Annotated in this window: 23 protein-coding genes; 11 read left to right on the top strand and 12 right to left on the bottom strand. The window is 44.2% G+C overall.

All coding sequences use genetic code 11. The features are described 5' to 3' along the window. Positions 1-215: 215 nt before the first annotated feature. The 3 genes from ACQKC9_RS09715 (at position 216) to ACQKC9_RS09705 (ending at position 3,876) form a co-directional block, all read left to right on the top strand. Complete coding sequence (locus ACQKC9_RS09715) at positions 216-1,232, top strand: DUF58 domain-containing protein (RefSeq protein WP_427621612.1); 1,017 nt, start codon at positions 216-218, stop codon at positions 1,230-1,232. Continuing rightward, on the top strand, positions 1,229-3,493 hold the full coding sequence (locus ACQKC9_RS09710) for a transglutaminaseTgpA domain-containing protein (RefSeq protein WP_427621611.1): 2,265 nt from the start codon (positions 1,229-1,231) through the stop codon (positions 3,491-3,493). The genes ACQKC9_RS09715 and ACQKC9_RS09710 overlap by 4 nt, the downstream gene beginning before the upstream one ends. A 95-nt stretch (positions 3,494-3,588) precedes the next feature. Then, positions 3,589-3,876: a DUF4031 domain-containing protein gene (locus ACQKC9_RS09705; protein ID WP_057761296.1), complete on the top strand. Its 288-nt coding sequence runs from the start codon at positions 3,589-3,591 to the stop codon at positions 3,874-3,876. Positions 3,877-3,967: 91 nt separating this feature from the next. Here the strand turns inward: ACQKC9_RS09705 and ACQKC9_RS09700 are convergent, their stop codons facing one another. Next, the gene (locus ACQKC9_RS09700) at positions 3,968-4,486 is read right to left on the bottom strand and encodes a DUF302 domain-containing protein (protein ID WP_427621610.1); all 519 of its coding nucleotides are present in this window, start codon (positions 4,484-4,486) and stop codon (positions 3,968-3,970) included. A 111-nt stretch (positions 4,487-4,597) separates the two neighbouring features. Beyond that, complete coding sequence (locus ACQKC9_RS09695) at positions 4,598-5,518, bottom strand: LysR family transcriptional regulator (protein WP_427621609.1); 921 nt, start codon at positions 5,516-5,518, stop codon at positions 4,598-4,600. Positions 5,519-5,810: 292 nt separating this feature from the next. On the opposite strand from ACQKC9_RS09695, the gene ACQKC9_RS09690 reads away from it, so the two are divergent. Continuing rightward, a complete protein-coding gene (locus tag ACQKC9_RS09690) occupies positions 5,811-6,941 on the top strand; it encodes an S-(hydroxymethyl)glutathione dehydrogenase/class III alcohol dehydrogenase (protein WP_057761290.1) in 1,131 nt (376 codons plus the stop codon). Positions 6,942-7,064: 123 nt separating this feature from the next. Here the strand turns inward: ACQKC9_RS09690 and ACQKC9_RS09685 are convergent, their stop codons facing one another. After that, on the bottom strand, positions 7,065-7,760 hold the full coding sequence (locus ACQKC9_RS09685; RefSeq protein ID WP_057761288.1) for a haloacid dehalogenase type II: 696 nt from the start codon (positions 7,758-7,760) through the stop codon (positions 7,065-7,067). A gap of 44 nt (positions 7,761-7,804) precedes the next feature. Then, complete coding sequence (locus ACQKC9_RS09680; protein WP_427621608.1) at positions 7,805-8,458, bottom strand: DsbA family oxidoreductase; 654 nt, start codon at positions 8,456-8,458, stop codon at positions 7,805-7,807. A 391-nt stretch (positions 8,459-8,849) separates the two neighbouring features. On the opposite strand from ACQKC9_RS09680, the gene nfsB reads away from it, so the two are divergent. The 7 genes from nfsB to ACQKC9_RS09645 all read left to right on the top strand — a co-directional run bounded on the left by nfsB (position 8,850) and on the right by ACQKC9_RS09645 (position 16,729). After that, a complete protein-coding gene (gene nfsB, locus ACQKC9_RS09675; RefSeq protein WP_427621607.1) occupies positions 8,850-9,506 on the top strand; it encodes an oxygen-insensitive NAD(P)H nitroreductase in 657 nt (218 codons plus the stop codon). Between the two features lie 335 nt (positions 9,507-9,841). Further along, positions 9,842-10,513 carry a 2Fe-2S iron-sulfur cluster-binding protein gene (locus tag ACQKC9_RS09670; protein WP_427621606.1) on the top strand — a complete coding sequence of 224 codons (672 nt, stop codon included), beginning with the start codon at positions 9,842-9,844 and terminating at the stop codon, positions 10,511-10,513. Further along, positions 10,510-11,502, top strand: coding sequence for an FAD binding domain-containing protein (locus ACQKC9_RS09665; protein WP_427621605.1), 993 nt, complete (start codon positions 10,510-10,512; stop codon positions 11,500-11,502). Before ACQKC9_RS09670 ends, ACQKC9_RS09665 begins: the two co-directional genes overlap by 4 nt. A 2-nt stretch (positions 11,503-11,504) precedes the next feature. Then, entirely contained in the window at positions 11,505-13,943 is a 2,439-nt protein-coding gene (locus ACQKC9_RS09660; RefSeq protein WP_427621604.1) for a molybdopterin cofactor-binding domain-containing protein, read from the top strand. Between the two features lie 111 nt (positions 13,944-14,054). Continuing rightward, positions 14,055-15,404 (top strand): XdhC family protein, encoded by a 1,350-nt coding sequence (locus tag ACQKC9_RS09655; RefSeq protein WP_427621603.1) that lies wholly within the window; start codon positions 14,055-14,057, stop codon positions 15,402-15,404. Then, positions 15,401-16,105, top strand: a complete 705-nt coding sequence (locus ACQKC9_RS09650; protein ID WP_427621602.1) for a nucleotidyltransferase family protein — start codon at positions 15,401-15,403, stop codon at positions 16,103-16,105. Before ACQKC9_RS09655 ends, ACQKC9_RS09650 begins: the two co-directional genes overlap by 4 nt. Positions 16,106-16,153: 48 nt before the next feature. Further along, a complete protein-coding gene (locus tag ACQKC9_RS09645; protein WP_427621601.1) occupies positions 16,154-16,729 on the top strand; it encodes a GNAT family N-acetyltransferase in 576 nt (191 codons plus the stop codon). Positions 16,730-16,757: 28 nt separating this feature from the next. Here the strand turns inward: ACQKC9_RS09645 and ACQKC9_RS09640 are convergent, their stop codons facing one another. The 8 genes from ACQKC9_RS09640 to hutG all read right to left on the bottom strand — a co-directional run bounded on the left by ACQKC9_RS09640 (position 16,758) and on the right by hutG (position 23,808). After that, positions 16,758-17,429, bottom strand: coding sequence for a class I SAM-dependent methyltransferase (locus tag ACQKC9_RS09640; RefSeq protein ID WP_427621599.1), 672 nt, complete (start codon positions 17,427-17,429; stop codon positions 16,758-16,760). A gap of 416 nt (positions 17,430-17,845) precedes the next feature. Beyond that, the gene (locus tag ACQKC9_RS09635) at positions 17,846-18,460 is read right to left on the bottom strand and encodes a hypothetical protein (RefSeq protein ID WP_165598498.1); all 615 of its coding nucleotides are present in this window, start codon (positions 18,458-18,460) and stop codon (positions 17,846-17,848) included. 140 nt (positions 18,461-18,600) lie between these two features. Continuing rightward, on the bottom strand, positions 18,601-19,224 hold the full coding sequence (locus tag ACQKC9_RS09630; RefSeq protein ID WP_427621598.1) for a hypothetical protein: 624 nt from the start codon (positions 19,222-19,224) through the stop codon (positions 18,601-18,603). A 124-nt stretch (positions 19,225-19,348) separates the two neighbouring features. Continuing rightward, the gene (locus ACQKC9_RS09625; RefSeq protein WP_427621597.1) at positions 19,349-20,098 is read right to left on the bottom strand and encodes a PhnD/SsuA/transferrin family substrate-binding protein; all 750 of its coding nucleotides are present in this window, start codon (positions 20,096-20,098) and stop codon (positions 19,349-19,351) included. Positions 20,099-20,101: 3 nt separating this feature from the next. Further along, positions 20,102-20,596, bottom strand: a complete 495-nt coding sequence (locus ACQKC9_RS09620; RefSeq protein WP_394124917.1) for a PAS domain-containing protein — start codon at positions 20,594-20,596, stop codon at positions 20,102-20,104. A gap of 176 nt (positions 20,597-20,772) precedes the next feature. Then, positions 20,773-21,135, bottom strand: coding sequence for a roadblock/LC7 domain-containing protein (locus tag ACQKC9_RS09615; RefSeq protein WP_010201036.1), 363 nt, complete (start codon positions 21,133-21,135; stop codon positions 20,773-20,775). A gap of 244 nt (positions 21,136-21,379) precedes the next feature. Then, positions 21,380-22,705, bottom strand: coding sequence for an imidazolonepropionase (gene hutI / locus ACQKC9_RS09610; protein WP_427621596.1), 1,326 nt, complete (start codon positions 22,703-22,705; stop codon positions 21,380-21,382). Between the two features lie 62 nt (positions 22,706-22,767). Next, a complete protein-coding gene (gene hutG, locus ACQKC9_RS09605; protein ID WP_427621595.1) occupies positions 22,768-23,808 on the bottom strand; it encodes a formimidoylglutamase in 1,041 nt (346 codons plus the stop codon). Positions 23,809-23,815 lie beyond the last annotated feature (7 nt).

Genomic DNA, 23,815 nt, shown 5'->3' with positions numbered 1-23,815 from the left:
CGGTGAACCATAGTTCTACACACAGTCAAAGCTATATAACTTAGAAAAAATATCAAAGTCACTAAGTTCAATATTTACGGTATTTTCACCCGTTCTTCTTGTATTCGAATTGTCCTTAATCAACTATATCGTTCTATTCGTGAGTTTGCTTGTTGGTCAGGTATAAATATAAATACCGACAGCATTGTCAATCAGATGGTAATAATAGGGTAGTCATGAGCTTGTTACCAAAGGCCTTAACCGCACCAATAAAATTAGCTCTGAGCCGCTGGTTTGCCGCGCGCGCACCTAAGAGTGACAGTGCTACGCTTAATTTGCGCAATGTCTATATTTTCTTTAGTCGTGAAGGGATGCTATTCGCCGTATTATTAGTAATTACCTTTATCGCAGGTATCAACTATGGCAACAATTTGGTGCTTGGTTTGTGCTTTTATCTGGTCAGTATTTGGCTAATTAGTTTTCATGTTACTTTTGCTCATATATCTGGTCTGCAAGTGCGTCTGCTAGAAGTCACTATGACAGAAGCTGGCTTGCCTGTTTGGATTACGCTGCAGTTAGATAGTGATAGTCGCCAACCACGGCGCCAGTTGCTATTTGAATTTGAGCAGATAACCAATAAGAAAACCAAAAATGGCATAAACGCGCAAAGTTCAGTGCTTATCACGAGATTACAAGGTGAGCAAGTCATTCGACTGCCTATTCAAACCAATACTCGTGGTCAGCATGAACTGCCACGGTTAAAAATAAAAACAGTTTATCCCTTAGGTATCATGCGTGCATGGTCTTATGTCTATTTTGCGCGTACAGCTTGGGTATATCCAAAACCTGAAGTTTTTGACTGGCAAGCAAAATATGCAATCGCAAGCTTAGAAGATTTACCAACAGGTGGGCAGTATAGACAGGGTCAGGACGACTTTGAGCGATTAGACAACTATATCGAGGGTGAGTCATTGGCCCGAGTCTCTTGGGGGCATGTGGCGCGAGGACAAGGTATGCTGACCAAGCACTTCGCTGATCCGGTCGGTCAGGAGCAAACGCTTGATTATGCAGATATGCCAGCTGCACATCACGAGCAAAAACTTGCACAATTGGCTTATGGGGCATTGACGCTGGGTCAGCTAGGTGTGCCGTTTCAAATGCGTTTACCTAGTGATACTCCTGCTACTGCGGAGATGGGTAACGGGGAATCCTTTGCGCAAGCATGCTTGCTAAGGCTTGCGAAAGCACCATGACCAATTCTAAACGCTTATCTTCTGCTCATGTTGATACACTGTCCACAGAGTATTCTGCGCTCAATGCTACAAAAACGGCCAGCTTTGAGCAGTTGGCTTTAGGTCAAAAAGTCTCGCTTCAACCTGAGCAAAATGACGCTAAATGGTATCGTAAGTTATTTGCACTGCCAGCTTATTATTGGGTATTAATTGCTCAAGTCGTCGTTGTGTTACCGCATGCCGCACATTTACCATTATGGCTGATAGGATTTGCCACCATCAGTATCGCCGCTCAACTGCCTTATATCAAAGCTAAATTCAAAAAACTATCGCACCTAAAGCGTATTTATCAAAGTGTACAAATGCTAGGCTTTCTGCTGGGGCTATTAGGTCTGTGGCTAACCTACAATACGGCATTTGGGCTCGATATGGGTGTGGCATTTTTGGTGCTATGCCTAGTTAGTAAATTATGGGAGCTATATAAGCGCCGCGATGCCTATGTGATATTGAATTTATCATTATTCGTGCTTGCAGCATTATTTTTGATGGACCAAGGTTTACTGACTACTTTAGAAGTGATCGTTGGCGCAGTCATTGTATTGCTAGCATTTATTGCGCTTAATGATGATAGCAATGCTAACGGTGATGGACGCTTGCGTACATTGGGCGTGTTAGGTGTTGGCGCATTGCCATTATTGGTGGTGCTATTTTTGTTTTTTCCGAGACTGCCTCCACTGTGGTCTGTACAGCTCTCAGGTCAGCAGGCCGTAACAGGTGTCTCTGATAGCATGTCTCCTGGTGATTTTGCCAATTTAGGGCAGTCGACTGAGCTAGCCTTTCGCGTAGAGTTTGCTGATGAGCGCCCACCACAACAGCAGCTGTATTGGCGCGGTTTGGTATTTAGTGATTTCGATGGTGTCACATGGCGTCCGGCTTCCCAAAAGAATCAATGGTCGTCGAGATTGCAAGCACCTGCATGGATTCAGAACGCCTTCGCTACTGTACCTGATGAATCAAGGGCGGCACCTGTCAATTACAAGGTTATCTTAGAACCCACTCAGCAAAACTGGCTATTTGGTCTTGATTATCCGTTCTCCCAGCAGCCAGATATTAATACTACTTCTGAATTTACCTTATCAAAGGATCAACCTGTTACGCAGCAACTTCGCTATGATGTGTTGCAGTTTGCACAGATGCGTATTGATCCGGTTCTAACAGAGGCATCAAGACGTGAGAACCTTGCCTTGCCTAATGAAGGTAATCCACAAGCACGCGCGCTTGCTAAGCAGTTATTTGAGCAGTCAGGTTCAGACCCTGTGCGCTACATAGCGGCTATCGAGCAATGGATTAATCGAACAGAGTTTCGCTATACATTGTCGCCACCACGGCTCAATACCAATCGGATTGACGAGTTTTTATTTGAAACCAAAGCAGGGTTCTGTGAGCATTATTCTTCAAGCTTTACCTTTATGCTACGCGCCGCTGGCATTCCTGCACGAGTAGTAGCCGGCTATCAAGGCGGTGAGCCGAGTCGCAATGGTAACGTATGGGAAGTGCGGCAAATGGATGCGCACGCATGGACTGAGGTTTGGCTTGAGGGCCAAGGCTGGGTACGTGTGGATCCGACAGCCTTTGTGGCGCCTGAGCGAGTAGAGCAAGGCATGAATACGATGACCCAGCAGCAAGGGGCAGCCATGTTTGGCAATGGTGCCAGTGCACAGATCAGCTATCAGCAGTATCAAATGCTACAAACGCTACGCCGACTATCAGACCAAGCGAGCTACTACTGGCAAAAAGACGTAGTCGGCTATGACCAAGACAAACAGGCAGACTCATTACTCAAATGGTTCAATATCAGCTCAATCATGCAGCAAATCATTTGGTTAGCCACCAGTGCGGTTTCCGTTATGGCTATCTTAGTATTTGTCATTTGGTATCGCCGCCGCAAACGTTGGCACCCAGCAGACTTACCTCTTGCTCAGCTCTCAAAACGTGTTGCTAAGCATGATAAATTATTAGCTCGCAATGATAATGAAGGGCAGCTAGCTTGGTTGGAACGTTTGGCATCGGCTATTGATAGCCGTAAAGATAACAATGCTCACTCTGCTACGAGTCAGCTAACAGATAGTAGCGACCCAATCGTTATTCAGACAAAGCTTATTGAAATTAGACAAAACTACCGTCAGTTACGCTACGGACGACTGAGTACATTTGATAGCAGTCATAGCGAGTATCAAGAACGACTCAAACAACTTAAAAAAGATGTGCGCGCATTGTTATAAAGGTTTTTGATGATAGTGTTATTAAGTTGCTAAAGTATTTTGAGCTAACGACAAGTCAGATAAGCGAATCAATGAATAAGTAGATAGGTGGTTATATGGCGATATATGTAGATTTTGTGCAGATAAAATTCAAAGGCCATAAGTGGTGTCATATGCTGGCGGATAGCTTGCAAGAGCTGCATGATTTTGCGGCGTTTATTGATGTGGATGCGCGTCTATTTCATCGTAATGCTAGCTATCCTCATTACGATATTACCGTTCAAATGCGTGAAATCGCTATTGCGCAAGGTGCTATTCCTGCCGATAGAAAAAAAATTATCGAGTGCGCAAAGAAATTAAAAGTAGAGTTGAATGACCAGATAGAGCAATCTAGTCATTCTTGATATGAGGGGTTTTTAAGTAAATAAGTAATACTTCCGTAGCACATTTCACTTATTTACTCGAATATATATTTATTCAACTATACCGAGTGCATTATTTTGCTATTGCTGCAGTACTGATAGCGTTGAGTGCTTTTGAGATATTAGCAATCTCGGTATCGCAACCTTTGATATTGTGGCGTGTCTTGAGGTAGTCAGGGTTGTTGTATGACAGCCATGCTTTTTTATCGGCATCTTCGCTAATTAAGATTTTCTGCGGCAAATCAATGGCAACGGTTTGCTCACAGTTCATTAATGGCGTACCCGCTTTAGGGTCACCAAACATAACGACTTGCGTTGGTCTCAATGATAAGTCAGCACTCTGTGCATTTTTCTGATGATCGACTCGCGCAAATACTTTCATACCCTTACTTTCGATTACTGAGACCAGTTTGTCTGCGGTATCTTGGACTGAGTGATTACTTTGCATGGTCACCAAGCCTTTTTCGGCATTGATAGAGGTGGTGGTGTCTGTCATAGCACCAGTGCTATTGGTTTTATCCAGCAGCGTATCAATACTGGCACAAGAGGAAACGGCTACTGCTAGCGCAGCGATAGAGACGATTTTAATCATAATGATACCTATAAGTTATCTGTAGTATGGTCAGTCCTAACTATAATGAGCAACATCGAATATTCATTGTGCGTAATCAGGTTTGTGATTGCAATACGTCTTAACAGAACGTTAAACCAAATGTTCTGCCAAATAATCTACGAGCAGCCTAATTTTTGGTGATAAATGACGGTTATGTGGATAAATGGCCCAAATGCTTTCTTCGGGCTCTCTATAGTCATCAAGTAAACTGACTAACTCGCCAGACGCTAAATACTTTTGCACATAGTAATCAGGCAGCTGTACGATACCCAGACCTTTTAGCGCAGCATCGACCAGACTATAGCCGCTGTTATATTGCACTGTACCAGAGACACGCAGGTTCCTTTCTACACTTGCTTGTTGGTTGTCCGTCTTACCATTAGTATCGCTATTCTCTTTTGCTTTAGCAGTATCTATAAAATGCCAGTAGTCACGAGTACCTAGTAGGCAGTTATGTTGACTTAAATCACTTAAATGGTGCGGTATACCATGTTTTTTTAGATAAGAGGGCGCAGCGCAGACAAAATTAGTGCGCAAGCTAAGTTTCTTTGCCATCATCGTCGAGTCATGCAATTTGCCAATACGAATGGCCAAATCATAACCCCCTTCAATCAAGTCGATTTTCTGATTACTCAAAAAGGCAGTCACTTCGATATCATGATATTGCATCATAAAATCATTGATGAGTGGTAATAACTGCTGCTCACCATAAGTAACGGGCGCTGTTAGTTTTATCCTGCCTTGAGGCTTTGATTGTAAGTTGGTTACGGCTTGCTCAGCGGCATCCAAGCCATCGAGCACACTGCGGCAATGCTGATAGAATACACGGCCTTCTTCAGTCAGTGAGACCTTGCGCGTGGTTCGATATAGCAGCTTTATGTTTAAACGTTTCTCTAACGCGCTGATCTGGCGGCTGACTTGTGCAGTCGAGATACCCAGCTCTTTTGCACCACGCGTAAAGCTCTCGAATTCTGCAACATAGACAAACTCACTAATTCCTTCCCAGCGCATGATTATTACCAATATGTAAAAGATATTTGCAAATATAGCATATTGTTATCCGCTCAGAAATAAATATAATGGTTAGTATCAATGTAAACAGATGGTGTTTTACTGTCATCGATGCTTGCCTATAGAGGGCAGGCAAGATAAGCTCAGCCTATCTTTATTTGTTTTAACTGTGGATATAGTGACTGCTAAAATCCATAAGATGCGCTAGCAAACTTTCAAAACTACTTGTACTTATAACAAAACTGTTATGTCGTCACCCATAAATAACAATCAATTAAAAAGAGAGATTTTTATGTCGGATAAATTTATTAAATCAAAAGCCGCCATCGCGTGGGGTCCAAAGCAGCCACTATCTATCGAAGAAGTGGACGTCATGCTACCGCGTAAAGGTGAAGTGTTGGTAAAAATCGTTGCCAGTGGTGTCTGTCACACAGATGCTTTTACCTTATCTGGTGAAGACCCAGAAGGCGTGTTCCCTGCGATTTTGGGCCATGAAGGCGGCGGTATCGTTGAGCAAGTTGGTGAAGGCGTGACCAGCGTTCAGGTCGGTGACCATGTCATTCCGTTATATACAGCAGAATGCGGCGTTTGTAAAATGTGCCGCTCAGGCAAAACCAATCTATGCTCGGCAGTACGCGAGACTCAAGGCAAAGGCTTGATGCCAGATGGCACCACACGTTTTTATAAAGACGGCGAGCCTATCTACCATTATATGGGTTGCTCAACTTTCTCTGAATACACAGTTTTACCAGAGATTTCTTTGGCGAAAGTCAATAAAGAAGCGCCATTGGAAGAAGTTTGCTTGCTTGGTTGCGGCGTGACTACAGGCATGGGCGCGGTTATGAATACTGCAAAAGTCGAAGAGGGCGCTACAGTGGCTATCTTTGGACTGGGCGGTATCGGACTGTCAGCAGTGATTGGTGCTGCCATGGCAAAAGCCAGCCGTATCATCGCGATTGATATCAATGAAAGCAAGTTTGAGTTAGCCAAAAAACTCGGTGCAACTGACTGTATCAACCCGAAAGATTATGACAAACCAATTCAAGAAGTGATCGTTGAATTGACCGATGGCGGTGTGGATTATTCGTTCGAATGTATCGGTAATGTCGATGTTATGCGTTCAGCGCTAGAGTGCTGCCACAAAGGTTGGGGCGAGTCGGTCATCATCGGTGTCGCTGGCGCTGGACAAGAAATTTCAACCCGTCCATTCCAGTTAGTGACTGGTCGAGTCTGGAAAGGCTCAGCATTTGGCGGTGTAAAAGGTCGCACAGAACTACCAGGTTATGTCGAGCGCTATCTAGCAGGCGAGATTCCTTTACAGGACTTCATCACTCATACGATGCCAATAGAAGACGTCAATGAAGCGTTTGACTTGATGCACAAAGGCGAAAGCATCCGTACGGTTGTACACTTCTCAGAGTAATCAATGAAGGTAGGAACGACATTATTGTCTTAGAAATACTGTATCCAAAATAAAAAGGCTGCTTCGATATTGAAGCAGCCTTTTTTAATATTATTTTCACACATAGCTTAATGATTGAAAGTCTCAAGCACTCTTTTTGCTAATGATTTGATCCGCTAGTGTCGATAAATCTGATGCGGTCAAATCTGGAACTGGTACGTTGGGCGCGTTCAGCATCGCATTATAGGGACGGGTCAAAAATGCACCGCGACAACCAGCCGCTTGTGCGCCTATAGTATCCCAGAGATGACAGGCGACAAGGCATAAATCTGACGTATCAACGGCTAGCGTATCAGCCACCAATTGGTAAGTATCAGGTGCTGGCTTGAACTTGCCAACAGTCTCAATGCTAAAGTGCTGCTCAAAGAATTGACTGAGACCAGCTTTTTCTAATGGCGTTGGAGACGCACTGCTTGCTGAATTGGTCAGCGTGACCAGTCGAAACCCTGCATCACGCAAACGAGTCAGTGCTGGCGCAGCGTCAGGATGAGCAGGCAAGGCACTCATTCTTTCTTTGAACTCATTGATATCGTCGTCTGTCAAAGTAACTTGTCTGATGTTAGCAACCATTTGCAATGCACCAACCCCAAGCTCGCCAAAAGGCGTATAGAGGCCGGACAACGTCATAGTTTGCGAGTACAGTACTAGCTGAGCGAACCATTCTCTCAGCACTCTTTGCTTACCAAAGACGCGCATGAATAAAGGCGTTAGCGTGTCGATATCGAGCAATGTTTCATTGACGTCGAACACAATAATCGAGGGAAAGCGTTCAGAAGACATAAAGTATCCTTTTATAGAATGACATTTTTATAACGTCGTATGGTTTACTCAGTCATGTTGGCCAATTGCTCTAAGATACTGATATAGTTCTCGACCCCTTGAGCACCGCTGACCAGATGACGCTCATTAAAGATAATCGCTGGTACACTTTGGATGCCTTGCTGTTGCCAATGCTGCTCTTCTGCTCGTACTTCTTTTGCAAAGAATTGACCTTCCAACACTGCTAATGACTCACTACGATCAAGCCCAGTCTCTGCTGCAATATCGGCAAGCACATTGATATCTGAGATATTTCTGTTATTGGTGAAATGCGCAGCAAACAAGGCTTGCTTTAGCTCATGCATGCGGCCTTGCTGATCAGCGAAATGTAGCAGCTGATGCAAATTAAATGTGTTATGCATACGTGTGTCATCATTGAAATTAAATTCAAAGCCAACTTCCTGTCCAGCTTCAGTCATTCTGACTCGGCTAGCATCTGATTCTTGCTTAGTAGAGCCGTACTTCTCGATGATGTGCTCACGTAGGTTTTGACCTTCGCTTGGCATATTTGGGTTTAGCTCAAACGGATGCCAGTGGATAGTGTGAGCGGTATTGGTTTGCTCAAGTGCTGCTGCTAATTGGCGATAACCGATAACGCACCAAGGACAGACGACGTCTGACACGATATCTATTCGGAGTGGTTTTTCTGATGTGCTCATATTTCCTCGCGGGTATTATTATGTATGTTTTATTTGAGATGTATAGATAGAGGCATATCAGTTGGAATCAAGCAGATATACCTAGTTATCAGACAACTATAACTAGTTACCATATATCAAGTCAGTTCATACTAAGAGAATGACTAAGTGATTACAATGTAGTCTGCGCAGTCGGCGTCACCAATTCGGTAGCGTAATTGTAACCATTACTAATAAGAAAGTAGGCGTTTTTGCAATACGCTGACTCAGTCATAACAAAACCTACGAATACTTAACCAAGCAGGCATGGTCATAAAATAGCTTTTTATTTAAAGTGGCTTCGTTGAAATGATAATTGAAAAAGAAAAATTCTAAGCAAGAATAAAAATTAATATCAATAATGGAGTCACAGATGAAAAATATCACTGAAGCAATGAACTGGCGCTACAGCACAAAAGAGTTTGATACCAATAAGAAAATCTCAGCAGAAGATTTCCAAAGTCTAAAGAATGTTTTACGCTTAAGTCCTTCGAGTACCAATATTCAGCCTTGGCATTTTGTCATTGCTGATGATGAAGCTGGTAAAGCCCGAATCGCGAAAGGTACTGAGGGCATGTACGAGTTCAACGATGCTAAAGTAAAAGGTGCCTCGCACGTCATTGTATTCTGTAGCCGTGTCTATGCTGATGATGAGTTTTTGGATGACATCTTAGAAAAAGAAGATGCAGATGGTCGTTTTGCAGAGCCAAAATTTAAAGAGCAAATGCATCAGACGCGTAAAATGTTTTTAGACATTCGTCGTTATGAGCAAAAGGACGAGCCACATTGGTTGATAGAGCAGTTGTATCTTAATATGGGCGCTCTACTACTAGGAGCGGCAACCTTAGGTATTGATGCAGTTCCGATGGAAGGGGCAGACTTAAAGGCACTTGATGAAGAGTTTGATTTACGTAGTAAAGGCTACACCGCTGTGGCGATCGTATCACTTGGTTACCGTAGTAAAGATGACTTTAACGCTGAGCTGCCAAAATCACGTTTTGATGAAGAAACGATTATCACGAAAGCCTAGCCAGTTATTATCTAAGCAAATGACATTTTTGATAGACATATCTACTAAATACTATATGTAAATAGTCTATTTAAGAGCCTCATAAACTGACTGTTTATGGGGCTTTTTTTATCGGGATTTCCTTTGAAATAACGTTAAAAACTGAGGATAAACCACATACCACCTATTAGCAGCGCTAACATTTCGATACTCTCACAGATTAGAAACTACACTGGAATCCCTACAAAGTAAAAACAAAACAACTTTTTTCATACGTCATAATGAATTTATTAACGTTGTTATTTTGAAGCGTATTTCACCATTCCATTATATTCATCTGCCAGCGAGAAGCCAGCATGTCTACTTTGACCTTAACAATCAATAAGCAAGATTATCAGCTTGAAAATCTTGACGCCCGTACGACACTGCTCGACGTCTGTCGTCAGCACCTACAAATTACTGGACCCAAAAAAGGCTGTGACCACGGTCAATGCGGGGCATGTACAATGCTCATCAATGGACGACGGGTTAATTCTTGTCTGACGCTCGCCGTTATGCATGATGGTGATGACATCACAACAATTGAAGGTATCGGAATGCCAGAATCACTGTCGGCATTGCAGCAAGCGTTTAAAGACAATGACGCTTTTCAGTGCGGATATTGCACGCCTGGTCAGATTTGTTCAGCGACCGCATTGATAGAAGAAGTGAAACAAAATTGGCCAAGCCATGTGAGCACCGACTTAAAAAATCCTGATGGCCGCCTTGTACAAGAAATTGCTGAGCGCATGAGCGGTAACATCTGCCGCTGCTCAGCTTATCCAAATATTATCAAAGCCATTTCACAAGTGCTTGAGAGTCAGGTATCAGATAGTCAAGTACTAGAGTCTAGTATTCAAGCAGCAGACAACGCAGTGCAAAACTCAAGTGTTACAGGTATCTGGTCACCGCCACCGAGCGAAGCACAACTTGGTAAGACCTCAGCGAATAACAAGACAGCAACTGCTACAACAGGAGGCCGCCCATGAAACGCTTTGAATACAGTCGTGCTGATGCACCAGAGCAAGCGGCAATATCTGCCAGTACCAAAGATGCATCTTTTATCGCAGGTGGTACCAACTTATTAGACTTGATGAAATTGGAGATTGAGACGCCAATTAAACTGGTCGATATTACCCGTTTAGAATTAGAGCAAGTTGAAACTACTGCCGATGGAGGTTTGCGCATCGGTACGCTTGTGACCAATAGTGATTTAGCAGCGCATCCTGAGGTTATTGCCAATTACCCAGTATTATCCCGAGCGATTTTGGCAGGAGCGACTGGCCAGCTGCGTAATAAAGCAACGACTGGCGGTAATTTCTTACAGCGCACCCGTTGTTATTATTTTTATCAGACAGACAGCGCCTGCAACAAGCGTGAACCGGGCACAGGTTGTCCAGCTATCAATGGCGAGAACCGTACGCTGGCTATTCTAGGCACGAGCGATGCCTGTATTGCTCAGCATCCATCTGATATGGCGGTAGCAATGCGCTTGCTAGATGCCACTATCGAGACAGTCAAAGCTGACGGATCGACTCGTTCTATCAATGTAAAAGATTTTTATTGCTTACCAAAAGATACGCCGCATATCGAAAATGTATTAGAGGCAGGTGAGTTAATTACTCACGTTGTATTACCTGCGCCTATCAAAGGTATGCATACTTATGACAAAGTGCGCGATCGTGCTTCTTATGCCTTTGCACTCGTATCCTGTGCAGCAGTAATAGACGCTGATGTTAGCGGTAATCTAAAGACGGTACGATTGGCATTTGGTGGTATCGGTACTGAGCCATGGCGTAATGAAGAAGTTGAGGCGCTATTAACAGATACCGATGGCAATACTGATGTCATCACGCAAGCTGCCGATCTGTTATTGAATGATGCCAAAGGTAATGGTCAAAACGACTTTAAAATACCGTTGACGCGTCGCCTACTAAAACAAGTCATTCAGCGCGCACTAGCGGGCGAGGGAGCATAATCATGTCATTATTTGAATCAATCACTCAGTCAGAACCGACCAAAAAAATGACCATGGATGAGCCTGTTGAGTCTTTGTTTAGCACAACAGCGAGCAAACTGGTTGGTAAGCCAATTAACCGTGTTGACGGCTCGCTGAAAGTTAGTGGTCAAGCGCCTTATAGTGCTGAGATCCATTTAGACAATAAAGCGTACGGTGTCTTGGTCGGTGCGACCATTGCCAAAGGACAAGTCGAGAATATCGATAGTAGTTCTTTAGACGGCATTCCTAATATTATCAAGGTCGTGACAGATCCTAAGCACTTCTTGCGTAATTCTCAGCAAGGTGGATTAAAAAAAGCGCCAAAGCAGGGAGCGACTGAGATTTTTTATCATGGTCAGCCTATTGCGGTCGTCATCGCTGAAACCTTTGAGGCAGCAACAGAAGGAGCAAATGCGCTTAAAGTCACTTATAAAGATGAGACTGACCAAGCAGCATTGAATTTCAATAAAGAATTGTCTAACGCCCATGCAGTTGATGAGAAAAAAGGCTCTGACAAAAATTATGTCCAAGGCGATCCTGAGCAAGGATTGGCTGATGCTGAGGTAACGCTTGATCGCTTTTATCATACGCCAAGTCAAAACAGCTCGGCGATGGAGCCACATGCAACATTGGCACATTGGGAAGACGACAAGCTTGTTCTTTATACTGCCAACCAAATGCTGGCGTCTTGTAAGCAGCAAGTCATGGACGCGCTAGACTTAAATAAAGATCAAGTGCAACTGATAGCACATTATGTCGGTGGTGGGTTTGGTAGCAAGCTCGGTATTGCCCCTGAATCTATTGCCGCTGCTATTGCGTCAAAAGATCTTGGTCGTCCAGTATTAATTACCATGACGCGTCCACAAGTGATGGAAGCCACAGTTAGACGCTCGAATACTCGTCAGCGCATTGCAATTGGCTGCGATAAAAATGGCGTTATCGATACGTTAATTCACGATACCATTTCTAGTAATTTGCCAGATGAGGCGTTCTTTGAGCCAACTGCATTGTCTACGCACTATCTATACAGTGGTAAAAACCGCCGTGTAAATTATGAAATGGTCGACATGAACCAAGTGCTATCAGGTTCGATGCGTGCGCCTGGTGAAGCGGTCGGTATGATTGCCGTTGAATGTGCAATGGATGAATTGGCTGCGCAATTGAACCTTGATCCTATAGAGCTGCGTCGCCGTAATGAACCCGAAAAAGACCCTAGTAAAGACATTCCATTTTCGACGCGCCAGCTGATTGCCTGTATGGAGCAAGGTGCTGAGCAGTTTGGTTGGAGTCAGCGCAACGCAAAGCCTGCTAGTCAATTAGAAGGCGACTGGTGGATAGGAACGGGCATGGCTGCAGCCGCACGTGGTAACCAGTTACAGTCTTCTGAAGCGCGAGCAACACTGCAAGTCGATAAGTCAAAAGCGCTAGGTGTCAAAGCAGTCATTGAGACAGATATGACAGATATCGGTACAGGGTCTTATACAGTGTTTTCTCAGGTAGCTGCAGATTTATTAGGACTACCTATTGACCATATCGAGATGAAGTTAGGCGATAGTGCCCTGCCGCCTGCATCAGGTTCAGGTGGTAGTTGGGGCGCTGCAAGTGCAGGTAGTGGTGTCTACCTCGCTTGTGAGCAATTGCGTGAGATGTTAGCAGCAAAAGTCGGCCTATATCCTGATACGATTCAGTTAGATAATGGTCAAATTAAGCAAGTAGGCAAGCACGAACTGACTGCAGTAGAGACAGCCAAAGAGAATGGTCAAGCGTTTGCTGATAGCACTATTGATAAAATATCTGAAACCACAGGAGTCTCATTTTCAGAGAATGTATTAGAAGAACAGTCAGGATCAGAGAAATATGATTTTAAGAATATAGAGTCATACGCGCTTGCTGACGTGGTCGCAGGCTATGAGGAGCAAAAAGTCAGTGCTAAAGGACAGATAAAACCAGGTAAAAATGGTAAAAAGTATCGTCAGTCTTCTTTTGGTGCAAACTTCGCTGAAGTAGCCGTGCATAAAGTCACTGGTGAAATCCGAGTAAAACGTATGACAGGCGCATTTGCCGCAGGTCGTATTCTTAACCACAAGACAGCGACTTCGCAATGCTATGGCGGCATGGTATTCGGTATTGGTTCAGCGTTGATGGAAGAGGTCATCCACGACAAACGTGACGGTCGTCTATGTAACCATGACCTCGCTGAGTACCATGTGCCAGTCAATGCCGACGTACCACAGCTAGATGTGATATTGGTTGAAGAGGATGATCCTTATACCAACCCGATGCATATCAAAGGTATTGGTGAGACGGCTATTGCCGGTGCTGCCGCCGCGATTGCTAACGCTGTATACAATGCCGTCGGCGTACGTGTTTATGATTTTCCGATCACGCTTGATAAATTGCTTTACGAGATGCCAGAGTAATTTTTTAAGCCACATGTACGATAGGAACCCGCTTAATGAGCGGGTTTTTATAACTTAATCAGCTGTATATTTCGTCATTATCAAGAAAATAACTACCAAATAAGAGGCGTTATGAATCAGGTCGCTGACATTCTTAAGCTGGCAATCAAAGCTAAGCAACAAGGTATTGATGCTGTATTGGCAACGGTCGTACGTACTGAAGGCTCAGCATATCGCCGTGCTGGCGCGATGATGCTTATCTGTGAGGATGGTCGCTCAGTTGGGATGATTAGTGGCGGTTGCTTGGAGCCGCACATTATCAAACGTGCCTTTTGGCTTACTCGTAACGGTGCCAATGTGCAAGTTTATCAGACGGGTGATGACATTAAATATGCTGACGATGGCCAAGCGCAAGCAGGTGTGAAGCGAACTAACTCTGATATATATGATGGGTCGGATAGCGATTTATATAACGACTTAAATAGCGGCTTAGATGGCGGTTTAGATGAAGCGGACTTTGATGAGCTAAATTTTGGATTGGGCTGTAATGGGCGAGTGCATGTATTATTTGAGCGACTAACGACAGCAACGCCATTGCTAGAGACAATCCGTAATGTTCGACGTACTCAGCAGCCGATTACTGTAGCGACTTTAATTCGTGCTAACGACTATCAGCATCAAAATTCTATATCGCAAAACAGTGATAATCTGCAGATTGGGATGCGTATTAATTTAGATGAATACCGTAGCTTGGGAAGTGTTTCTGCACTAGGGAAAACAGCGTTTTCAAGCATACTTGCCAATACCGTAGAAGAATTAGCACAATATAAGCTGTCTGATAAAAATGCCGAATATGTGACGGTGGAAAACGGCGAGGTAACAACAGAGTGGCTTGTGCAACGCCTGCAACCACAATTGCGTCTATTGATTTGCGGCGCAGGTAACGACGTGATGCCACTGGTGACCATGGCTAAACTACAAGATTGGCATGTAACAGTTATAGATAGTCGCGCGCAATATGCGACGCGTATGCGGTTTCCTCAAGCGGATGCTGTGATGTCGCTATCCTTAGATGATAGTGAGGCTTTGCTTAAGCTCAGTAATAACGCAGCCGTCGCTCTGATGTCACACAGCTTGAGTCAAGATCGTGCTCGCCTAGCAATACTACTCAAGCATCCAGACAATTATAGATATTTAGGACAGTTAGGGCCGCGATATCGTACCGAACGCTTGATTAATGAAATCAGCATAAATATTAGCAATCCTACTATGTTAGAAGCGGGCATTCATAAATTGCATTATCCGATTGGTTATAAGCTGGGTGGAGACGGCCCTGAGGCACTTGCGCTCGGCATCATGGCACAGATTAATGCGGTCATGCACAATCAAGATGCTCCAGTAAGTGGTTCGCATAACAATGTTTCAAATATCTCAGCGGTGAGTAGTGATACGAATACCAATACTGTTCAGAGTGGCGTATGAGTAAGCGTGCATTTACAGAAAGTACTGAACAGCAGAGCCAAAACCATGCGGTCATTATCTTAGCAAGTGGCCTCAGCCAGCGTCTCGGTCAACCTAAGCAGCTACTCGTTAAGAATGGCGAGCCGTTAATTACTTATATGACTCGACTGGCAATAATTACCAATCCGCAAGTTATTGTCATTGTCATTCCTGATAATCAGCATTTGATTGCTAGTATGATGACAGAGTTGGAAAATCAACATCCAACGGTTCAGATAGTGGTGAACTCACAAGCTGATACTGGTATGGCGCATAGTTTGAGTCTGGGTATTGAGACAATTGCTGCTCTTGAATCGACTTCAATCGATCGAGTGCTCATCATGGGAGTAGATCAAGTATTGTTAGATAAGCCACATCTAACAGCTTTGCTAGCGGGCAAGCACACGGTAGTGGCCAGTCGCTATCACAGTTGGCGACGTTTAGAAAAATATCAAAATCGAGATGAAAAGGTATCTGATATTATAGGTCTACCTTTAGCAATTAACTGTAAACTGCTGAGACAGTGGCAGTCAGAATTGATAGGAGATAAAGGGCTTCGTCACCTCATTAGAGGGTTGCCTACTGATCAAATAGGTGAGGTCGATAATGACCAACTTAGCTACGATATTGATACGCCTGAGCAGCTAGCCTATGCCAAACAACAAGGCTGGCTTGATAGCTAGCCTGATTAATTTAATTTATTTTGAATAGTATTCATTTTGAACAACGAAATGCGAGAGAATAAAATTATAAATACGATAGAAACCGAACGACTGTACCTACGACAGTGGCAAGCGAGCGACTTTGCGCCATTCGCTGAGATGAATGCTAACCCTGAAGTAATGGAATACTTTCCTAAGTTATTAACTACTTCGATGAGTAATGCTATCGCCAAAAAATGCCAGTCACTGATTAATGATAATGGGTGGGGTTTTTGGGCGGTCAGTCTAAAAGAAACAGATACTTTTATCGGTATGGTTGGGTTAAATCATACGCATGCCGATATGCCGTTTTCTCCTGCTGTCGAGATTGCTTGGCGCTTACATAATGACTATTGGGGATTAGGGTATGCGACTGAGGCGGCAAGAGCTTCATTGAATTTTGCGTTTGATACATTAGGACTAGATGAAGTCGTTGCCTTTACTGCCGTTATCAATAAGCGCTCACAATTGGTTATGGAGCGCCTTGGTATGACCAATACACAGGAGAATTTTTTTCACCCTATGCTTGAGTCTAATCATCGGCTCGCTGAGCATGTGCTATATAAAACAACTCGGCAGCAATGGAAGGATACTGTGCTAACTTAGCTACATTGACGGTTGTCTTTTACTCTGTTTAGCTACTATTATCTCGCGAAAACGTCAGAATATGCCCTTTAAATGGTAAGTCTAGATAAGTAGTATTTTCAGGTTTAACGTGCTTACTACTAAAGCCAAACTCAGTCATCTTGTTGGTTAGTTTGTTTTTTCGACCGCGACCAGGATCGACCACGATGACCTCGCAAGTCGGCATAGCATGACGGTCAATGAACTCAGCCAATATATCAATGTGTTGGTCTTCATAGAGCAAGTCACTGCCGATAATCATATCAAACTTGCCAAGATGACTATTGTCCTCTGCCCAGTCTAAACGCTCAAAATTAATCTCTTTGTTATTATTCAGCGTGGTATTTCTATCAAGGAAATACTCAACCGTTGGATGGTAGTCAGTCGCTGTGATGTCCGCATGTCTATGATTCAGTAATAGACTAGAGAGCGCCATACCGCAGCCAACTTCCAAGATACGTTTGCCTGCAATATCGTAATCGAGCATATGATTGGCTAGCACCAAGCTTGACGGCCATATCACCCCAAACATCGGCCAAGAAGCGGAGCAGATGCCCAAATTTAACGCTTCGTCATCAGGGTCACTAAATTGTTGATTGTCACGTAGTGTGCAAATATGAATGTCGGTGTTGCCAATTTCAATTGTTTGATAACGCACGCGCACAGTGGTCAGCGAAGTCATAAACTGTCCTAAAAAATAAGCAAGAATGCAAGGTTTGGCAGGGGTTGCCGATTTCGGTAGGGTACAACGTTGGAAAAGATGATGAAAATATTGGAAGCTGTGTAGATGTTTGAATGGTTATGGGTTTATGGCAACTTAAGTCGTGGCAAGAAAATACTTAAGTATGAGGAGAGTATGACCTAAATTCTCACAAGTTATTGTTAATTCTGAGAGTATTGTTATTGCTGCGTAGAATTGGCTGATATCAGGGAGTGATATAGATAAAAATGGTACGAACATTTTCGTATGAGCATAAGCAGTGCGCTTAATTTGAGCTAAACGTACTGCTTATGCTCGCATAAAAGATTGAGATTAGGCATCAAATCAGTCGATGCAACGGAATGAATTAAGCGAGTTAAATCAGTTAAGAAACCTCCTTAATTAAGAAATCTCAATCCAGACGTTTTAAGGGCCCATACCAGCTCAACAAAGGCACGACTATTGGTCAGAGGTTCGCCATCGATGATGAGAACGTAGCCTGCATTATCTATCCATAAAAATACAAAGCTGGTCTCAGGAATGAGTAGGTCGACCTGCTGAAAAAACGAGATTGCTTGGCTTTCTACCGCCCATCCACGTTGCTTTTGGCGAAGCATAAAGCCTGAAAAATCAGCGGCGGCGACACTGAGCATATCTGCTTCTTCTTGACTATAGCCCACTCGCGCCAAACAAAATCCTTCATCAGAGCCGATCGCGGCACGGCGTTTACCAGATAAGCTCGCCACGACATAAGGCAAGAACTGGTCCAATGGTAAGTTAGGTGCTGGTAAAAGTAGCGACAGCTTTTCAATCCAACCTTGTTCTATAAAGCTCTGTAGCCATTGTTCAGAATAGCGCTGAAGCCAGTCAGCAGCGAGCAACGTCTGATCATAAGACAGCAAATCCTGTAATGCCAACTGCTCATCAGTTGGTTCGTTCTGTGAAAACGCCTCAAAAATACCAGCTGGCGTCAGGGTAAGATAGGTTTTATCAGCATTTAAGTAAGAGGACATAGTAACTACCATTATGATAAAAGTGATTAATAGGTGACAAATTAGGCTTTCATATCGTAGAGTTCAAATAATTTCGATACAAGCAAACCGAGCGTAAGTTACACATTAATATGCTTAGCGAGGATGACGATGTAGCGGATTTATATGGATTTGACTATAGTTTGATCGAGATGTTGTTGGCAGTTGTCCCAACGTGCATCGAACTGCCAATCACTTCTACCCAAGCGAAACCATACCAGCGAAAATGCGAGACGATCATTGCGCGCAGTACAATGGGCAAAAAACTCATTTTCGATTTGCTCAATCGTACCCCAGTCTTCGTCCTCACGCGCTTGCATCAGCTCAGTGGTGATGTCTTTAGCGATTTCTCGGGCATCGTCGCTGCTGATACGCAGCCGTTGCTTTTGCTCATTGAGAGAAGGGGATATCAGCACACTCCAACGAGTGGCCAACATACTATTGCGCTGGATGTATCTTTTTTTATCAATACACTCGCGAAAGCCTTGCTGGACATGAGGATACAAACGATCTTTGATACGAGTAAATAGGTTGTTTACATCATATGGGATATCAAACCAGCACCCATAAAAAAAGTCCGCTACAGCACCTTGTAACGGCTCTTTCTCCGTCAACAGTAACGCTGCATTGATACGCAGCTCATGAAAGTGACGGTTGTTGGGTGCCAAAAATACTTTACGAGAGTAAAACCGAAATACTCGATGCGCGACTCTTTCATTTTCTTTGATCAGGTCTGAATCAGACATAATAATACCCTCCTGTCATCGCTATTATTACGACGGTGCTTGCTTCAGTGATAATGATGTCATACGACAAGCGATGACTTCATCTCGCAAAATAGCGCTTCATATCAATACAATGATTGAGCGACTAGTCCAATAACGTCTGCATTAAATCAATCATAAATTCGGCATCTTCTTCGCTCATCGGCTCAAATCCTTGAGGCATACCAAGTTCAGCTAATGCTTCTTTACCATCGTCATCGTTGTGCAAATTGAGAATGGCCTCTAGGAAGATTTGCGCATCGGGAAAGTCTTCTTTGACAATGAGTACATGGCTAATATCAGCCAAGTCACTTTCGATAAGTACTGACAGCTGAGTCTTGGTCAAGCGTGAAAAGCTATGAAATATCTCTGCCAAGAAAAACGCGACTTGGGCTTCACCTTTGATGACTTTGCGGGCAGCCGCTTGATAGGTCTCGGTCACATCCCAGTTGAGATCAGAGGCTTCTATATCGACGGCTTCTAGCAATCGCAAACCAATCAGTTTGACATCTCGGTTGTCAGCCATCGCGACAGTAGCCCCTGCTTGAATGTCTTCCAAACGGCTGATAGTGCTATTGGCAGCGGCTGCAATGATCATCTCGTCAGATTTACCGATAGGTCGCGCAATGGCTCGATAGCCTTGCTCTCGGATGAGAGTGGCTGCATCAAAAGGGTTGGCATAAATGATTTGAATGTCACCACCATCAATGACCTGCTCTTGCTCAGCGTGAGAGGCAGGGATATTTAGATGCATGTTTAAGTTGGCACGTTTTTGAATCAAGGTGTTGAACATGTGCCAGCCTGCAAAGCGATCAGGCGAAAAATCAGGGGCGATTAACATATTATGTGTCGTCATGACTTAGCCTTCCTCATCTTGTTTCATTTGGGCATATTGAGTCATCGCCGCTTCAATTTTGCTGCGTGATGGTTTGCGTCGTACCGAGGTGTAGCCGACGGTTTCGCCGCGACGCACGTTAGGCACTACAGTGGCATAGACCCAATAATGACTGCCATCTTTGCATAAATTTTTGACATAGCCATGCCATTTTTGTCCAGACTCGGCAGTATTCCATAAGTCTTTATAGGCGGCTTTTGGCATATCAGGATGCCGCAAAATATAGTGCTGTTGGCCAATCAATTCATCTACATGATAGCCACTGATTTCGACAAAGGCGTCGTTGACGTGAGTGATGATACCGTCGAGATTGGTACGCGAGACAATCAGCTTACCGTCTGGGTAGGGGCGCTCTATACCAGTATCATAGACAGTCCGTGACGTGCCATCATGATAAGTCATCGTGATTTGCTCAGCAGGCATATCGGGTTTGTGTGCATCAGGGATTGGAGAACCCATGGTCATCTCCTTTATTGATCGTTATATCGTCAATCCTCTATAAATCGGATACGGTGTCAGCCTTGCTTAGCCTACTACTTGTAGTACTTTCACTCGGCTTTCTTGTATCCAAATTATATTGAACCGACTATGTTTATAGTAATTAAAAGCTAATAAATTCGATAAGCAGTCGCCAATCAAATGAGCTTTGCCAACGCTTCTGAGGCGCGCTTAATATCTAGGAATATCAAGCCAAGCTTGGCGTTGGGTTTTGCCATGATGGTAAGTACGGCTTCATCGCCTGATGAGGTCATGATGACGTAGCCTTTCTCGCCTTGAATCATAATGCGATCAATACTACCGCGTGCCAACTCGCGTCCTGCACGGTCACCTAATGATAATAATGCTGCTGACATAGCACCCACGCGATCTTCATCCACGCCGGTTGGTAGAGCTGAAGCAATCATAAGACCATCGTTAGAGATTAGCGCAGATGCTTCAACATCTGCTGATGAACTGTTTAAGTCTTCCAATATCTGCTGAAATGAATCTGTACGCATATCGCTTTCTCTATACTGTTTGTTAATTTTTATTTATGAACTATAGTTAGTCAAAAATAACCCTATTTAAAAAAGGGTATTATAAATCCTTACTAATAATATTGATATAGTAAATCCCTATTTAAAGTAAGGTTATGAAGGTTTTTTTCTTCAATTTCACAAAATTTGCAGCCTCTCTACCAAAAAAAGCCCCAGTCATTGGATGACTAGGGCTTTTTAATTGAGATAAATAAAAATGTATTGACTATATGGTCTCGCGCCATTGTCCTTGAATCATAATCCCTTGGATAGGGTTCAGCCCCATCTGATAGGCCAAGTCAGCAGGGCGGGCGATATCCCATAGTGCTAAATCAGCATCACAGCCAACTTCGATTTTTCCTTTATTAGGTAGCCCCAAAGCCTGCGCCGCATAAACCGTCGATCCTGCCAGTACTTCTTCAGGGGTGAGGTAAAACAGCGTACAGCCCATATTCATCGTCAATAACAGCGACGTTAACGGTGAGGTACCAGGGTTACAGTCAGTTGAAATCGCCATGGGGACTTGGTGCTTACGCAGTGCCTCAATTGGTGGCAGCTTGGTGTCACGTAACGTATAAAACGCGCCGGGCAATATCACCGCAACCGTATTACTAGCAGCCATCTTCGCTATGTCAGTTTCTGATAAGTGTTCTAGATGGTCGCTAGATAGCCCTTTGTATTCGGCAACTAAAGCGCTACCGCCGATGTCAGACAGCTGCTCAGAATGCAGTTTGACGGGCAGCTCTAATGAGCGTGCAACCTCAAAAACGCGTCTGATTTGATCGCTACTAAACGCAATGTTTTCACAGAAACCATCGACCGCATCGACTAAGCCTTCTGCATGCAGAATCGGTAGCCACTCGCAGACTTGCTCGATATAGTCGTCCGCACGGTCTTGCATGTGAGACTTATATTCAGGTGGTAAGGCGTGCGCCGCTAGATACGTGGTACTCACATGAATATCATACTTTTCGCCAAGCTGGCGCGCGACCGTGAGCATTTTGCGTTCAGTGTCTAAGTCCAAGCCATAACCGGACTTGATTTCGATACTAGTGACGCCTTCTTTCATCAGCGCGACTAGACGTTTTTCACTTTGGGTAAATAGCGATTCAATACTGGCGGCGCGGGTGGCACTGACAGTCGCGACGATACCGCCACCTTGTGCAGCGATGTCTTGATAACTGGCACCTTGCAAACGCGCTTCGAATTCATTGCTGCGGTTGCCACCATAGACAATGTGCGTATGACAGTCGATAAGCCCCGGGGTCAGCCATTTACCATCGACGTCTGTGATTTGGTTCTTTTGATAATGAGGCAGATGAGTAGCGATTTGAGCTTGTGCCCCAATCCAAGCAATCTTGCCGTCTTTAATACCGATAGCCGCGTTCTCTAACTGACCGTATGGGACGCTATCAGGATCCTCGTTTTCATAAAGATTAAAACCATAGTGCGCTGAAAACGTTGCAATGTTGGCATTGATAATGAGTTGATCAAACGATGTCATAGTAGATTCGTCGAGCGTCTGCTCATTAAAATTCTCTGATTCATTCATAGTATGCTCCTAATAATTGGGAGGCGAGTGACCTTTGTTTGTAAGACCTTTGTTCGTAAGATTTAAGTGACAAGTAAGTGTTGTTCTACTATGGTTGCTAGCAGTCGAGCCGCCACTTTGCAGCTGCGACTATCAACATCAAAGGTCGGGTTGATCTCAGCAATATCGGCCATTTTTACTTTGCCTGATGCCATAATCAGCTTCACCATACGCTCAACAAAACTCAGCTCAATACCAAAGGCGGCAGGTGCACTGACACCTGGGACGACACTAGAGGGGAGGCAGTCCATATCAATGGTGAGATAAATAATATCAACCTGATCTATGAAGCTTTTGACCTGCTCGGCAAGTGTGTCCCAAGGCTGATAATGACAGTCTTCATCGCTAATGACCTGTACGCCTAATTGCTCAGCGCGATCAAAGAGCGCGGCAGTATTAGAAAAGCGACTGACACCTATACAGCAATAATGAAAGGGCTGATCGTGTCCATCAAGATGCTCAGCAATTTGGCGAAAAGGCGTTCCAGAGGTCGCCACATCCGACTGACGAATATCCAAATGCGCGTCAAAATTAATGATTCCGATTGTCGGTGCTGCGGATGTGCTGATAGTCGTGTCATTTGTATTTTCCAACGCTTGCCACAATCCCAAAAAGCTACCGTAAGCAATGGCATGACCACCGCCCAATCCGATGGGTAGGCCGCCTTGCTTGACAATAGTGCTGACTACATCAGCATATTTGATCTGAGCTTGCTCAAGAGTGCTCTCGGCAAAGCCGTCGTTGTCACGACAATGAATGTCACCCGCATCACCTAGTAAGGATGGTAGTTGATCATCAAAGCGTTGTTGCAACTCGGCAATGACTGGCAATGCAGCGAACGCCCGACGAATCAAAGGCGGTGCGGCTCGTGCGCCTACGCGACCTTGATTGCGTCTAACCCCTTGGTCACAAGCGAAACCAACCAGCCCAATATGTTGAGCCTCATAAGGCTGGGCGAGCTGATACCAATAGCGGGCACGTGCAGTCTCAAACGGCTCAGCACGGCCTGTCCACTGAGTCATATCAGCAGGTGTATGGCTAATGAGTGTGGTTGCTATTGTCATCGTTGCT

It is taken from the genome of Psychrobacter sp. NPDC078409 (genome assembly GCF_050268505.1).
GTDB lineage: Bacteria > Pseudomonadota > Gammaproteobacteria > Pseudomonadales > Moraxellaceae > Psychrobacter.
Note: the sequence above shows the minus strand (reverse complement) of the source record. Positions and strands in the feature narration are given on the sequence as shown.

Bases quoted from the DNA above. Each gene is read 5' to 3' on its own strand.
- ACQKC9_RS09715 (WP_427621612.1), top strand. From the start codon at position 216: ATGAGCTTGTTACCAAAGGCCTTAACCGCACCAATAAAATTAGCTCTG.
- ACQKC9_RS09710 (WP_427621611.1), top strand. From the start codon at position 1,229: ATGACCAATTCTAAACGCTTATCTTCTGCTCATGTTGATACACTGTCC.
- ACQKC9_RS09705 (WP_057761296.1), top strand. From the start codon at position 3,589: ATGGCGATATATGTAGATTTTGTGCAGATAAAATTCAAAGGCCATAAG.
- ACQKC9_RS09700 (WP_427621610.1), bottom strand. From the start codon at position 4,486: ATGATTAAAATCGTCTCTATCGCTGCGCTAGCAGTAGCCGTTTCCTCT.
- ACQKC9_RS09695 (WP_427621609.1), bottom strand. From the start codon at position 5,518: ATGCGCTGGGAAGGAATTAGTGAGTTTGTCTATGTTGCAGAATTCGAG.
- ACQKC9_RS09690 (WP_057761290.1), top strand. From the start codon at position 5,811: ATGTCGGATAAATTTATTAAATCAAAAGCCGCCATCGCGTGGGGTCCA.
- ACQKC9_RS09685 (WP_057761288.1), bottom strand. From the start codon at position 7,760: ATGTCTTCTGAACGCTTTCCCTCGATTATTGTGTTCGACGTCAATGAA.
- ACQKC9_RS09680 (WP_427621608.1), bottom strand. From the start codon at position 8,458: ATGAGCACATCAGAAAAACCACTCCGAATAGATATCGTGTCAGACGTC.
- nfsB (WP_427621607.1), top strand. From the start codon at position 8,850: ATGAAAAATATCACTGAAGCAATGAACTGGCGCTACAGCACAAAAGAG.
- ACQKC9_RS09670 (WP_427621606.1), top strand. From the start codon at position 9,842: ATGTCTACTTTGACCTTAACAATCAATAAGCAAGATTATCAGCTTGAA.
- ACQKC9_RS09665 (WP_427621605.1), top strand. From the start codon at position 10,510: ATGAAACGCTTTGAATACAGTCGTGCTGATGCACCAGAGCAAGCGGCA.
- ACQKC9_RS09660 (WP_427621604.1), top strand. From the start codon at position 11,505: ATGTCATTATTTGAATCAATCACTCAGTCAGAACCGACCAAAAAAATG.
- ACQKC9_RS09655 (WP_427621603.1), top strand. From the start codon at position 14,055: ATGAATCAGGTCGCTGACATTCTTAAGCTGGCAATCAAAGCTAAGCAA.
- ACQKC9_RS09650 (WP_427621602.1), top strand. From the start codon at position 15,401: ATGAGTAAGCGTGCATTTACAGAAAGTACTGAACAGCAGAGCCAAAAC.
- ACQKC9_RS09645 (WP_427621601.1), top strand. From the start codon at position 16,154: ATGCGAGAGAATAAAATTATAAATACGATAGAAACCGAACGACTGTAC.
- ACQKC9_RS09640 (WP_427621599.1), bottom strand. From the start codon at position 17,429: ATGACTTCGCTGACCACTGTGCGCGTGCGTTATCAAACAATTGAAATT.
- ACQKC9_RS09635 (WP_165598498.1), bottom strand. From the start codon at position 18,460: ATGTCCTCTTACTTAAATGCTGATAAAACCTATCTTACCCTGACGCCA.
- ACQKC9_RS09630 (WP_427621598.1), bottom strand. From the start codon at position 19,224: ATGTCTGATTCAGACCTGATCAAAGAAAATGAAAGAGTCGCGCATCGA.
- ACQKC9_RS09625 (WP_427621597.1), bottom strand. From the start codon at position 20,098: ATGACGACACATAATATGTTAATCGCCCCTGATTTTTCGCCTGATCGC.
- ACQKC9_RS09620 (WP_394124917.1), bottom strand. From the start codon at position 20,596: ATGGGTTCTCCAATCCCTGATGCACACAAACCCGATATGCCTGCTGAG.
- ACQKC9_RS09615 (WP_010201036.1), bottom strand. From the start codon at position 21,135: ATGCGTACAGATTCATTTCAGCAGATATTGGAAGACTTAAACAGTTCA.
- hutI (WP_427621596.1), bottom strand. From the start codon at position 22,705: ATGAATGAATCAGAGAATTTTAATGAGCAGACGCTCGACGAATCTACT.
- hutG (WP_427621595.1), bottom strand. From the start codon at position 23,808: ATGACAATAGCAACCACACTCATTAGCCATACACCTGCTGATATGACT.